This window comes from Bacillus sp. V59.32b, assembly GCF_003429085.1.
In the GTDB taxonomy this organism is placed as follows: domain Bacteria; phylum Bacillota; class Bacilli; order Bacillales; family DSM-1321; genus Peribacillus.
The window spans coordinates 1-12,135 of sequence record NZ_QVTC01000059.1 but is presented as its reverse complement, the minus strand read 5'-3'; the positions used below and the strand labels follow the sequence as shown (position 1 = coordinate 12,135).

General features: G+C 41.4%; 13 protein-coding genes and 2 other annotated features. All 13 genes read left to right on the top strand.

The genetic code is table 11. The annotated features are described in order from the left end of the window. Window positions 1–224: 224 nt before the first annotated feature. The 13 genes from D0463_RS13885 to D0463_RS13825 all read left to right on the top strand — a co-directional run bounded on the left by D0463_RS13885 (window position 225) and on the right by D0463_RS13825 (window position 11,915). Window positions 225–1,256, top strand: a complete 1,032-nt coding sequence (locus D0463_RS13885) for a glyceraldehyde-3-phosphate dehydrogenase (RefSeq protein ID WP_117307988.1) — start codon at window positions 225–227, stop codon at window positions 1,254–1,256. A gap of 270 nt (window positions 1,257–1,526) precedes the next feature. Continuing rightward, window positions 1,527–1,907, top strand: coding sequence for an adenosylmethionine decarboxylase (gene speD / locus D0463_RS13880; protein ID WP_117307987.1), 381 nt, complete (start codon window positions 1,527–1,529; stop codon window positions 1,905–1,907). A gap of 125 nt (window positions 1,908–2,032) precedes the next feature. After that, entirely contained in the window at window positions 2,033–2,494 is a 462-nt protein-coding gene (gene nrdR, locus D0463_RS13875; protein WP_117307986.1) for a transcriptional regulator NrdR, read from the top strand. 57 nt (window positions 2,495–2,551) lie between these two features. Next, on the top strand, window positions 2,552–3,946 hold the full coding sequence (locus D0463_RS13870) for a replication initiation and membrane attachment family protein (RefSeq protein WP_117307985.1): 1,395 nt from the start codon (window positions 2,552–2,554) through the stop codon (window positions 3,944–3,946). A gap of 7 nt (window positions 3,947–3,953) precedes the next feature. Continuing rightward, entirely contained in the window at window positions 3,954–4,892 is a 939-nt protein-coding gene (gene dnaI, locus D0463_RS13865; RefSeq protein ID WP_117307984.1) for a primosomal protein DnaI, read from the top strand. Window positions 4,893–5,520: 628 nt separating this feature from the next. Continuing rightward, a complete protein-coding gene (gene ytxC, locus D0463_RS13860) occupies window positions 5,521–6,351 on the top strand; it encodes a sporulation protein YtxC (RefSeq protein ID WP_160118441.1) in 831 nt (276 codons plus the stop codon). 46 nt (window positions 6,352–6,397) lie between these two features. After that, window positions 6,398–6,645 (top strand) — a binding site (T-box leader). A gap of 75 nt (window positions 6,646–6,720) precedes the next feature. Beyond that, a complete protein-coding gene (gene thrS / locus D0463_RS13855) occupies window positions 6,721–8,652 on the top strand; it encodes a threonine--tRNA ligase (RefSeq protein WP_117307982.1) in 1,932 nt (643 codons plus the stop codon). A gap of 57 nt (window positions 8,653–8,709) precedes the next feature. Then, window positions 8,710–9,204, top strand: a complete 495-nt coding sequence (locus tag D0463_RS13850) for a GNAT family N-acetyltransferase (RefSeq protein WP_117307981.1) — start codon at window positions 8,710–8,712, stop codon at window positions 9,202–9,204. Between the two features lie 357 nt (window positions 9,205–9,561). Further along, window positions 9,562–9,702, top strand: a sequence feature (ribosomal protein L20 leader region). A gap of 114 nt (window positions 9,703–9,816) precedes the next feature. Continuing rightward, entirely contained in the window at window positions 9,817–10,320 is a 504-nt protein-coding gene (gene infC, locus D0463_RS13845; protein WP_117307980.1) for a translation initiation factor IF-3, read from the top strand. 22 nt (window positions 10,321–10,342) lie between these two features. Continuing rightward, on the top strand, window positions 10,343–10,543 hold the full coding sequence (gene rpmI, locus D0463_RS13840) for a 50S ribosomal protein L35 (RefSeq protein ID WP_117307979.1): 201 nt from the start codon (window positions 10,343–10,345) through the stop codon (window positions 10,541–10,543). 36 nt (window positions 10,544–10,579) lie between these two features. Next, the gene (gene rplT, locus D0463_RS13835; protein ID WP_117307978.1) at window positions 10,580–10,939 is read left to right on the top strand and encodes a 50S ribosomal protein L20; all 360 of its coding nucleotides are present in this window, start codon (window positions 10,580–10,582) and stop codon (window positions 10,937–10,939) included. Between the two features lie 63 nt (window positions 10,940–11,002). Further along, window positions 11,003–11,275 (top strand): DUF1294 domain-containing protein, encoded by a 273-nt coding sequence (locus tag D0463_RS13830; protein ID WP_254052806.1) that lies wholly within the window; start codon window positions 11,003–11,005, stop codon window positions 11,273–11,275. A 70-nt stretch (window positions 11,276–11,345) separates the two neighbouring features. Then, window positions 11,346–11,915 carry a TVP38/TMEM64 family protein gene (locus tag D0463_RS13825; protein ID WP_117307977.1) on the top strand — a complete coding sequence of 190 codons (570 nt, stop codon included), beginning with the start codon at window positions 11,346–11,348 and terminating at the stop codon, window positions 11,913–11,915. The last annotated feature ends 220 nt before the right edge of the window (window positions 11,916–12,135 follow it).

The window sequence follows — 12,135 nt, the reverse complement described above, 5'->3', positions numbered from 1 at the left end:
AGACCCCGCAGCGAGGTACGAGTGAGGAGGCTTGCCAGTTCGTCCGCGGAAAGCGAGTAAATTCCATGACCATTTGAAAATCATCAATGGAATTTAACAGAGCCTTTATAATAAAAAATTTCAAAAAATAAACGTTTTTATCATCACAATTAGGTCCCAATATGTTATACTAATTCCAGATTAACCAATAAACAGTATAACACTTATTCGGGAGGGGCCGAAAAATGAAGGCACGAATAGCAATCAATGGATTTGGAAGAATCGGAAGGATGGTTTTCCGAAAAGCAATCTTGGAGGATAATCTGGATATTGTAGCAATTAATGCAAGCTATCCTGCTGAAACGTTAGCTCACTTAATTAAATATGATACGAATCATGGTAAATTTGAAGGTGAAGTAACCCCTGAAGACGATGCCATCGTTGTGAATGGCCATCGCGTTCAGTTAATTAGTATGCGTGATCCAAAGCTGTTGCCTTGGAAAGAAATGAATATAGATGTCGTGATCGAAGCTACAGGTAAATTCAATGATAGAGATAAAGCATCCCAGCATTTAGATGCAGGAGCCAGGAAAGTGATTTTAACTGCACCGGGTAAAAATGAAGACGTTACCATAGTAATGGGTGTAAATGAAGAAGCGCTGGATCTTGAAAACCATTTCGTTATTTCCAATGCTTCCTGTACGACAAACTGCCTGGCGCCGGTAGCAAAAGTGCTGGACGATCAGTTTGGCATTGAAAACGGATTAATGACAACGATCCATGCGTATACAAATGACCAAAACAATATCGATAATCCGCATAAAGACTTGCGCCGCGCACGTGCTTGCGGCCAAAGCATCATTCCGACAACAACAGGCGCGGCAAAAGCACTATCGCTTGTGCTGCCACAGTTAAAGGGTAAACTGCATGGCATGGCCCTGCGCGTTCCAACCCCAAATGTTTCCCTGGTTGATCTAGTTGTCGACTTGAAACAGGAAGTGACGATTGATCAAATCAATGAAGCTTTTCAAAACGCCTCGAACAGTTCCTTAAAAGGGGTGCTTGAATATACGACCGAGCCGCTCGTATCGATTGATTTCAACACAAACCCGCATTCCGCGATCATCGATGGCCTATCAACCATGGTGATTGATGAAAGAAAAGTGAAGGTGCTTGCCTGGTATGACAATGAATGGGGCTATTCATGCAGAGTTGTCGATCTAGTGAATTATGTGGCAAGAGAAATGATGATTAAAACTGAAATGAAGGTTGGCTAAAATAAGCATCCCTTCCTAACTTATTAACAGAGCTCACTACATCCAGTAGTGGGCTTTTCACCGTTAAAGTCTTGAAAGATCATTCCTGTAAAAAATTCATCAGATATGTTGCAAAAAAAAATCAAACGAAGTATACTATGTTTCGTGCTTAATAACGTAGTTTCATAATGGCTACTTAAAGGGTTAGGACCTCTTTGGACTAACTTTCCCCCGTGGTAGTTATTACTATTAAGGTACAGATACTTAATCATGTTAAGGGGGAACATAAACATGGAAACAATGGGAAGACATGTAATTTCAGAACTTTGGGGTTGTGACTTCGAAAAATTAAATGATATCGAATTAATTGAAAGAACGTTTGTAGATGCTGCATTGAAATCCGGTGCAGAGGTTCGCGAAGTAGCTTTCCATAAATTTGCTCCACAAGGAGTAAGTGGCGTAGTGATCATTTCTGAGTCCCACTTGACCATTCACAGCTTTCCGGAACACGGATACGCAAGTATTGATGTGTACACATGTGGAGATCTAGATCCAAACATTGCTGCTGATTATATTGCACAAGCCTTAAACGCCGAAACACGTGAGAACATTGAGCTTCCGCGTGGCATGGGTCCTGTCCAAGTGAATAAAAGCACAGTGAATGCGTTGTAAGAAAACGAAACTATAAGAGATGCAGAAGTTGCTGCATCTCTTTTTTGATTTTTTATCCTTGTACTGACGGATTGTTTTTAATAAGATATAGTATATAAAACCTATTGTACACGGAGCTGATAATTATGAAATGCCCGTCTTGTCAATATAACGGAACACGGGTATTGGATTCCCGGCCGGTTGATGAAAGCCGCTCGATCCGCCGTCGGAGAGAATGCGAAGTATGCGGATACCGTTTTACAACGTTTGAGAAGGTGGAGGAAATCCCTCTCATTGTGGTAAAGAAAGAAGGGACCCGTGAAGAGTTCAGCAGGGATAAAATATTACGCGGCTTAATTAGAGCATGTGAAAAACGTCCTGTTCCTTTAACGCAATTAGAAGAAATCACAAATTATGTAGAAAAAGAGCTGCGAAGCCAGGGTACTTCTGAAGTGAAAAGCGTCGACATCGGTGAAATGGTCATGGACAAACTCGCGGAAGTGGATGAAGTCGCGTATGTTCGCTTTGCCTCCGTTTACCGCCAGTTTAAAGATATAAATGTATTTATTGATGAATTAAAGGATTTAATAAGTAAGGAAAAAAAGTAGAGCTGAAGACTTTTTGCTTTAGCTCTTTTTTTAGCACGGCGAAAGGTTTGAATGCGTATGTCAAAGTACTGGCAAGAACTCGTTCCTGTTGACCGGTATATCGTATCGTCAGCAGGTATGCTCCATGATTATGACCGGAAAGTATTAGCACTCTTGTATCAACCCTTAATCGGGCCGGTATGCATCAGTTTATACATCACGCTTTGGAGTGAATTGGAACAAAACCGTCTTTGGTCCCAGTCCTCCTTGCATTATAATCTGATGAATACAATGGACCTGAAGCTGGGGGAAATATATGAGGCCAGAAAAAAGCTTGAGGGTATCGGGCTATTGAATGTTTATAAAAAGAAGACCGATGAAGAAAATGAGTTTGTATATGAATTGAGCCCTCCGCTTTCTCCCGAACAGTTTTTTACCGATGGGATGTTGAATATCTATCTATATAAAAAAGTGGGGAAAGAACGATTCGGCAAGCTGAAGCAATTTTTCTGCGATGATCTCGTTTCATTAGATGATTACCAGCCTGTGACAAAGTCATTTACGGAGGTTTTCACTACCGATCACCAGGATTCTTTATTTGTTTCAGATGAAACGGAGGTAGAGCTAAAACCGGAAGCCAACTCCAAATTTATCGGAAGAAGCGGGGCAAAAACGCTGGAAGGATTTGAGGATACATTCCATTTTGACTTGCTGTTTGCCGGGATAAAAAACTCGCTTGTCCCGAAAAGGGCCTTTACGTCCAAGGTGAGGGAAACGATATCCAAGCTTGCTTTCCTATATGGGATTGATGTATTTCAAATGCAAAACCTGGTCATCGGATCTGTTAATGCGGAAAATGAGATTGATGAGGAAGAACTGCGCAAAGCAGCCCGCGATTGGTATCAAATCGAATACCATCGTGATATGCCCTCGCTTTCCGACCGCGTCCAGCCAGCGATTTACCACGACCAGACGGATGAACCGAAAACGAAGGAAGATATATATATCCGCCACCTTGACACAGTGTCACCGCGGGAACGGCTTATCCAGCTTTCAGGAGGAGGGGAACCATCTAAATCTGACCTCCAGATTATTGAAGGAGTCATGCTTAATCAAAATCTCAATCCAGGAGTCATTAATGTACTTATTGACTATGTCATGATTAAGACGGATATGAAGCTGACGAAAGGATATGTAGAGAAAATCGCAGGCCACTGGGCGCGTAAAAAAGTAGTCACCGTAAAAGAAGCGATGGAGCTTGCCAAGAGCGAGCATCGGCAATACCAGTCCTGGGCCCAGGGGAAAAAAGAAAGCAAGGCTGGTGCAAGGAAAACGATCCGGACGGAAATTGTTCCGGACTGGATGAAGGATGATCAGGTTGAACCATCCCAGGATATTGCGGAAGATAAAGGACTGGAAGAACGAAAGCGGCAGATGGAAGAACGGCTTAAAAAACTAAAAAGCAGGGGGTGAAGCGGGCATGCAAAGGATAAGCGACGCATTAAACAAGTTGGCAAATAATGTAGAATTCCGACAAAGATACGAGCATTTAAAAAATGAAATATTAAATAATGAAGAAATCAGGCTTTTCTTAAATGAAAACAGTTCACGCATTACAACGGAAATGATTGAAAAAGGCTTGGTGAAGCTATATGAGTTTTCTTCACAAAGCAATAATTGCGAAAAATGTCCTAGTCTCGATGGCTGCATCAACATGATGCAGGGATTCCATCCAAGGCTTGTGGTTCAAGGGAATTCGATTGACCTTCATTATGAACCATGCCAGCGGAAGGTTATCAACGATGAAAAAAGAAGACACGAAAAACTGATTCAGAGCCTTTATGTACCGAAGGATATTTTATCTGCTTCTCTGGAGGATTTTTTTCGTACAGGATCAGCTGGAGGCCGCATGGAGGCGGCTGAAAAAGCTACAACCTTTGTCGAGGAATATAGTTCCGGCAAGAAGCAAAAGGGGCTTTATTTGCATGGGAGCTTCGGGGTAGGCAAATCATATTTGCTCGGAGCGCTTGCCAATGAGCTGGCCGACAGACGGATTTCGTCGTTAATCGTATATGTCCCGGACTTTTTAAGAGAAATCAAGGCATCGATCGGCGATAACACCTTAAATGAAAAAATCGAAATGACGAAAAAGGCTCCCGTTCTTATGCTCGATGACTTTGGTGCAGAAACGATGAGCAGCTGGGCCAGGGATGAGGTTATTGGGCCGATTCTTCAATTCCGTATGCAAGAAAATCTGCCAACTTTTTTCACATCCAATTTTGATTTTAATGGCCTGCAGAATCATCTGACCTTTTCACAACGCGGTGAAAAAGAAGAAGTGAAGGCAGCAAGGATCATGGAGCGAATCAAGTACCTAGCTGAACCGTTGCTGCTTACGGGTGAAAACAGAAGACACTAAGCCTAATTAGTGTCTCGCTCACTTATTTCATGAATAACCAAAATGAACACCGTTTGGGTCTCCAAGTGGTGTTTATTTTGGTTGGATAAATTTATCCGCAACTCTTTTATTTCTGGACATAGATTCTGATTAGGTGGTGGGCTATCAATATAAATAATTATTTAATGAACTTATATTTAATGTAGTTAATTGAAAAATGGGTTCTTCACCAAAAGAAGTGGTTTAAGCTTTTGAATAGGCGATAATAACTGAACATGAATATTTCTTTGAATTTTTAAAAATGCACCTCAACTGCATTTCACAGATCTATGTCTGCAAACATTAGGTCAGTAAATAAAACGCTAAAAGAATCTGAAAAGATATTACCACGCACACATAACAATGTTAAGAGTAAAAATGCATAATCACTAAGTTCATTTTACATTAAAATCTAAGAACCTGTTGTGAATTGATTTTTCAATCAGGTTTTTTCTGCCTTTCTTTGACATAATTTCTATGTAAGAAAGGAGTTACGAAGACATATAACCCACTTTTAACCATACCTATTAGAATTACCAATAACAACTCTTCTAAACCGCCTGCTTATCCCATATATATGAAAGCAGGACAGGGTTTAGGGGGGGTTTGGTTGGTACGAATTCATTTTCAATCAGAAACAGAAGCATTAAAACTGCTTGAATACGTTTCCGTCCATCCTTTAGGGACGGAACTGAATGAATACATACATTTTCAGCCTGAGAGCGGACTGTTTGTCACCATTAAAGATACATATATGAAAAAGTTACTGTTTTTATTAAGCGATGTGTTTTATAACTTTTTGCTAGAAGAAAAATTACTAAGTTGGCTTGAAACCATTTTGCGGCAAAAGTTTTTTTACCGGGAGCGCGAAGAAATCGATGCAATTATCGAGATTGCCAGTTCGATTATCGAAGGAGAACAAAAGCACATCGTTTTTAAAGCGGAAAAAAAAATCATCCAGGAAGGTCTTCAATTTTTTCTCGCTGACAAAATCTCTTTTTCCTTCGATTCTTTTGCAACATTTCGATTAAAATCGTTCTATGATTCTCTCGTAGTTTATGTAGAAAGTGCTATCGATGAATATAAGCTTGAGCAGGATTACCAGAATTTTATTCAAACTCTGCGTGATCTTCTTTATGAGCGGGAATCGGAAATGGAAGTTGTTCATTTACTCCATGACAATGGCTTTCGCTTTTTTGATGAAAACTTCAAAGAGCTTGATAAATATGAAATCTTTAAAATGATTGATAAGAAATTGCTTGTGGAGAATCGGATGTATATTGATTCAAAAGTATTAGCACCGCTTATTTCCATTGCACCGAAGCGTCTCAATCTTTATACAGATGAAACGGATGATGATCTAATCCAAACGATTACGAAAATTTTTGAAGAAAAATCGGTAATCATGCCAGTCCTCTCATTTTTTATAAGAAGACCTTGATTTTCCATGCATAACGAATTATAATTTCCTACATACTACATATTATTCAAAGGTTTTGATGAGGACATGGGTATTCTAAAATCGGTTTACAGAGAGGGAAGACACGGCTGGAAGCTTCCTAATACGGTTAGAAGGCCTACCACCTCTAAACTTCAGCTATGAAAGCGTGTTGCGAGTATTGGCTGACGGGAAGCTGCCGTTATTAAGTCACGAGTGTCATTTGCCTAAAATTAACGCAAATGAAACGAGGGTGGAACCGCGGGTTAACATATAAACTTTAAGCTCGTCCCTGTTTTTATACAGGGGCGGGCTTTTTCTATTTTCCAAGCCCCTGTGGAAAGAAACAAACAAATGAAGGAGTGAAACGGTATGTCTGAAATGATCAAAGTGACTTTTCCTGACGGAGCGGCAAAGGAGTTCAAAAAAGGAACGACAACCGAAGATATTGCGGCATCGATCAGTCCCGGCTTAAAGAAGAAATCCATTGCCGGAAAATTCAACGGACAACCTTATGATTTAAGGCGCCCGATTGAAGAAGATGGTTCGATTGAAATCGTTACCCAGGACGGCGAGGAAGCATTAGAAATTCTTCGTCACAGTTCAGCGCATTTAATGGCCCAGGCGGTCAAGCGCCTATATAAAGATGCTAAATTCGGGGTGGGACCTGTGATTGAAGGCGGCTTTTACTATGATATCGATCTGGAAGAATCGCTGACTCCTGAAGACCTTCCGAAGATTGAGAAAGAAATGAAAAAGATCATTAATGAAAATCTTGAAGTGATCCGTGTTGAAGTGAGCCGTGATGAAGCGGAGAGACGCTTCAAGGAAATCGGGGATGAATACAAGCTTGAATTGATCGAGGCCATCCCTGCTGATGAGCAGGTAACGATTTATGAGCAGGGCGAATTTTTTGACCTATGCCGCGGTATCCATGTGCCAACAACCGGGAAGATCAAGGAATTTAAATTATTAAGCATCGCTGGTGCATACTGGAGAGGCGACAGCAAAAACAAAATGCTCCAGCGGATTTACGGAACAGCTTTCTTCAAGAAGGAGGACCTTGAAAACCACCTTCACTTGCTTGAAGAAGCTAAAGAACGTGACCACCGCAAGCTTGGTAAAGAACTCAGCCTGTTTACCAATTCTCAGATGGTAGGACAGGGACTGCCTTTATGGCTGCCAAAAGGAGCGACCATCCGCCGCGTAATTGAGCGCTATATCGTGGATAAAGAAGAACGTCTTGGATATAACCATGTGTACACTCCGATTATGGGAAGCGTCGATTTATATAAAACATCCGGCCACTGGGATCACTACCAAGAAGACATGTTCCCAGTGATGGATATGGACAATGAACAGCTTGTGCTCCGTCCAATGAACTGTCCGCACCATATGATGATTTATAAAAACAGCATTCACAGCTATCGTGAACTGCCAATTCGGATTGCCGAGCTTGGTACGCAGCACCGCTATGAAATGTCAGGTGCGCTATCAGGATTGCAGCGCGTGCGAGGGATGACTTTAAATGATGCCCATATCTTTGTCCGCCCGGATCAGATCAAGGATGAGTTTAAACGTGTCGTAAACCTTGTTCTCGAGGTTTATAAAGATTTTGACTTTAATGATTATTCCTTCCGTCTGTCCTACCGGGATCCAGAGGATACTGAAAAATATTATGACGATGATGCGATGTGGGAAAAAGCGCAAAGCATGCTGAAGGAAGCAATGGATGAGCTTGGCCTTGAGTATTTCGAAGCGGAAGGCGAAGCGGCATTTTATGGTCCGAAGCTGGACGTGCAGGTCCGCACTGCTTTGGGGAAAGATGAAACACTCTCGACGGTCCAGCTTGATTTCTTACTGCCTGAACGCTTTGATCTGACATATGTCGGGGAAGACGGCAAGCAGCATCGACCGGTTGTTATCCACCGTGGGGTTGTTTCGACTATGGAACGCTTTGTCGCCTTCTTAATTGAGGAATATAAAGGAGCATTTCCGACATGGCTTGCGCCTGTTCAGCTTCAAGTGATCCCTGTATCACCCGAGGTTCACTCGGACTATGCAAAGGGAATACAGGAAAAGCTTCAAATGGAAGGCTTCCGCGTCGAACTGGATCAACGCGATGAAAAAATCGGCTATAAGATCCGCGAAGCCCAGATGCAGAAGATTCCTTATATGCTCGTTGTCGGCGATAACGAAAGCAAAGAAGGCAGCGTAAACGTCCGCAAATATGGTGAACAAAAATCCGAAACGATTATGTTTGAAGATTTTATCAAATCACTTAATGATGAAGTAAAACGTTAATCCTTGAAAGGAGGCACCAAGAATGGGTGTCTCCTTTTGATTCAAAGGGGGCTTAGAATGAATATTAGAAAAGCAGTACCTGATGACGCGGAAAACCTGTTAAAGCTGCTCAATTCGGTGGATGAATCTAATTTCATGCTGTTTGGACCTGGAGAGAGAAAGACTTCGATTCAAGAGCAAAGAGAACGGATCAAAAGATTGAATGATGATGAAATTTCAGAAGCATTAGTCGCTGATAATAATGGCGATTTGGAAGGATACCTGTTTATCATCGGAAACATGCCGCAAAGAATCAGGCATTCCATCTATCTTGTGGCAGGTGTGTCGGAACGTTCAAGAGGAAAGGGCATTGGAACCATGCTATTCGAAGCCATGGAGAATTGGGCGAAGCAGCATAAGATCCATCGCATGGAACTCACGGTATTGGCTCATAATCAAGCGGCTCTTTCCCTCTACCGAAAGATGGGCTTTGAAGTCGAAGGGACAAAAAGAGATTCTCTCTATATTGATGGAAAGTATGTGGATGAATATTATATGTCTAAGTTACTGTAGGGGGCCACAACAGTCACCGCTCGTAAATTTTGCTAATCGCTCGCAAATCAGAATAATCGCTCGTAAATTTTGCTAATCGCTGGCAAATCAGGATAATCGCTCATAAATTTCAATAATTGCTCACAAATCAAAATAACCGTTCATAAATCCGAAAAACAACATCGCAGACATTTAATTTATGCAAAAGGTTCCATCAAAAACACATGGAAGTTATCACCTTCACAAAAAATCTTCCAAACATATTGCAAAGATCACTAATTTTTGATAAGATAATTTTTGTTGTCAAAACAAGTATTGAGTTTGACATGTCATCTGTGTTTATGGTATATTTTCTTAGGTGAATTGAATACGTGTTTATAAGAAAAGAAGAAGCACCCGCTTCTCACCTGGCCCGACGCATTATGTGCAGTTAGCAGGTTCATGATTTGATTATCTGAATTTATTCTGATTATTCTATCTGTGTGGGTGTTTAGACGACATCCACACTTTTTTATTGTGAAAAATCGAATGATGCAGATCATGGTGAGAAAGTTTGAATGATGGTACTAGAGATATTTTCTTAACGTTGTATTCGCTAAATAACCTTGGAGGTGGCTAACTATTAGCAAAGACATGATGGTAAACGAGGGTATTCGTGCCCGCGAACTTCGTTTAATTGACCAAAACGGCGAACAGCTGGGAATTAAAACGAAATCCGAAGCACTTGAAATTGCTACTCGTGTAAACCTTGATTTAGTAGTAGTTGCTGCGAACGCAAAGCCTCCGGTAGCCCGTATCATGGACTACGGAAAATTCCGTTTTGAGCAGCAAAAGAAAGATAAAGAATCCCGCAAGAATCAAAAGATCATCAGCTTGAAAGAGGTTCGCTTGAGCCCGACCATTGATGAACATGATTTCAATACAAAGCTTCGCAATGGAATCAAGTTTCTTGAAAAAGGGGATAAAGTGAAAGCTTCCATCCGCTTTAAGGGCCGTGCGATTACGCATAAAGAAATCGGCCAGCGCGTATTGGACCGTTTCGCAGTAGCTTGCAAGGAAGTAGCTACGATTGAAACCCATCCAAAAATGGATGGTCGAAGCATGTTCTTAATTTTAGCACCGAAAAACGAAAAGTAATTGTAATGAGGAGGAATACCTTATGCCTAAAATGAAAACTCACCGCGGATCTGCAAAACGTTTCAAGAAAACCGGATCTGGAAAGCTAAAGCGTTCACACGCTTATACTAGCCATTTATTCGCGAACAAATCTACTAAGCAAAAGCGTAAGCTTCGCAAAGCTAGCCTTGTGAGCAAAGGTGACTTCAAACGCATCCGTCATTTGTTAGACAATATCAAGTAATATCGACTTCATCGATCTATATAGGAGGGAAATAACATGCCACGTGTAAAAGGCGGTACTGTTACTCGCAAGCGTCGTAAAAAGGTTCTTAAATTAGCTAAAGGTTATTATGGTTCAAAACATACATTATATAAAGTTGCTAACCAGCAAGTAATGAAATCTTTAATGTATGCATTCCGCGACCGTCGCCAAAAGAAGCGCGACTTCCGCAAATTGTGGATCACTCGTATCAACGCAGCTGCACGCATCAACGGTCTTTCTTACAGCCGTTTAATGCATGGTTTGAAGCTAGCTGGTATCGAAGTGAACCGTAAAATGCTCGCTGACCTTGCAATCGCTGATGAACAGGCATTTGCTCAACTGGCAACTGCAGCTAAACAGCAATTAGAAAAATAAGATAATCAAAGCCATTCTCCTTGCCGAGGATGGCTTTTTACATACAAAAGGAGGAGGAAAAAGATGGAGCTTACCACATTTGCCATGCTCTATTTCCTTGTCATTAATTGCATTGCGTTAGTCACGATGAAAAGTGACAAAAGAAAGGCCGAAAAACAGCAATATCGAATTAGCGAGAAAACGCTTTGGCTGCTCGCCTTAATGGGCGGGGGGACAGGTGCGACTGTCGGCATGTTCTTATTCCGACATAAAACCAAGCATGCTTCATTTAGAATCGGCTTCCAGTTATTAATGATCATCCAGCTCGTCCTTCTGATATACCTCATAATGAAATAGTCATATATGTCACCCCTCCCGTATATGCTTGTAATAGTCTCGTGTGCCGGCATCATAGAGGAGGAAAATCATGAATGAGGAGCTTTCGCTAATACTAGGATATATCGGGACAACAAGTACCTTTGCGCCATTTGTATTCATCATCTTTCATCTGTTGAGGCAATTTTTATTCATTCCGGTCGTGGTCGTCTGCATCTCGGGAGGTATCTTGTTCGGTCCGGCGGCGGGTACCCTCTATTCGATTATCGGTCTTACTTTATCCAGTCTTTTCTTTTACACTGTAATCCATAGGTTTCCGAAAACCATGGAGCGGCTGTTGCGCATGAAAAACAAACTGTTTGGACACCGTCATCTGAATATCCGGCAAATCTCCGTGCTGCGGCTCATTCCTTTAATCCACTATCATTTACTGTCACTTTGTTTGATGGAGAAAAAGCAAGGATTAAAAAACTTCGCCTATTACTCTTTTTTATCAAACATTCCCCTAGCCTTCTTCTATACCGTGTTCGGAAGCTACATTTCTGAATTCAGTCCATCCATGATTCTAATTTTGTTGCTGTCGTTAACTGTTCTGCTTTATTTATTGAGAGAAAAATACGCGGTCATTACCTGGAAAGAATTCTTTCAGAGCGAGAATTAATCCTGGATAAGAAAAGCGCAAGCGCCCTGCAAGTAAAGAAGAGCGACTAAGACCGCCACATCGTTATGTCTTCGTCGGCACTAGCACGTCCTGTGCATCGGGGCTGGGCTGCTTACGCCAGACATCAATACATGTTGAAAATTTTATACTTTCTTATCTTTAAATAAGGCTCTGTTAAACGATAATGTTGTTTTTGGGAAGGGAATCTGCGAGACTCCTC

Excerpts from the sequence above, each read along its gene's own strand:
- D0463_RS13830 (WP_254052806.1), top strand. The coding sequence starts at position 11,003 with ATGGAGCTTACCACATTTGCCATGCTCTATTTCCTTGTCATTAATTGC.
- thrS (WP_117307982.1), top strand. The coding sequence starts at position 6,721 with ATGTCTGAAATGATCAAAGTGACTTTTCCTGACGGAGCGGCAAAGGAG.
- rpmI (WP_117307979.1), top strand. The coding sequence starts at position 10,343 with ATGCCTAAAATGAAAACTCACCGCGGATCTGCAAAACGTTTCAAGAAA.
- D0463_RS13885 (WP_117307988.1), top strand. The coding sequence starts at position 225 with ATGAAGGCACGAATAGCAATCAATGGATTTGGAAGAATCGGAAGGATG.
- D0463_RS13850 (WP_117307981.1), top strand. The coding sequence starts at position 8,710 with ATGAATATTAGAAAAGCAGTACCTGATGACGCGGAAAACCTGTTAAAG.
- infC (WP_117307980.1), top strand. The coding sequence starts at position 9,817 with ATGATGGTAAACGAGGGTATTCGTGCCCGCGAACTTCGTTTAATTGAC.
- D0463_RS13825 (WP_117307977.1), top strand. The coding sequence starts at position 11,346 with ATGAATGAGGAGCTTTCGCTAATACTAGGATATATCGGGACAACAAGT.
- D0463_RS13870 (WP_117307985.1), top strand. The coding sequence starts at position 2,552 with ATGTCAAAGTACTGGCAAGAACTCGTTCCTGTTGACCGGTATATCGTA.
- nrdR (WP_117307986.1), top strand. The coding sequence starts at position 2,033 with ATGAAATGCCCGTCTTGTCAATATAACGGAACACGGGTATTGGATTCC.
- speD (WP_117307987.1), top strand. The coding sequence starts at position 1,527 with ATGGAAACAATGGGAAGACATGTAATTTCAGAACTTTGGGGTTGTGAC.
- rplT (WP_117307978.1), top strand. The coding sequence starts at position 10,580 with ATGCCACGTGTAAAAGGCGGTACTGTTACTCGCAAGCGTCGTAAAAAG.
- dnaI (WP_117307984.1), top strand. The coding sequence starts at position 3,954 with ATGCAAAGGATAAGCGACGCATTAAACAAGTTGGCAAATAATGTAGAA.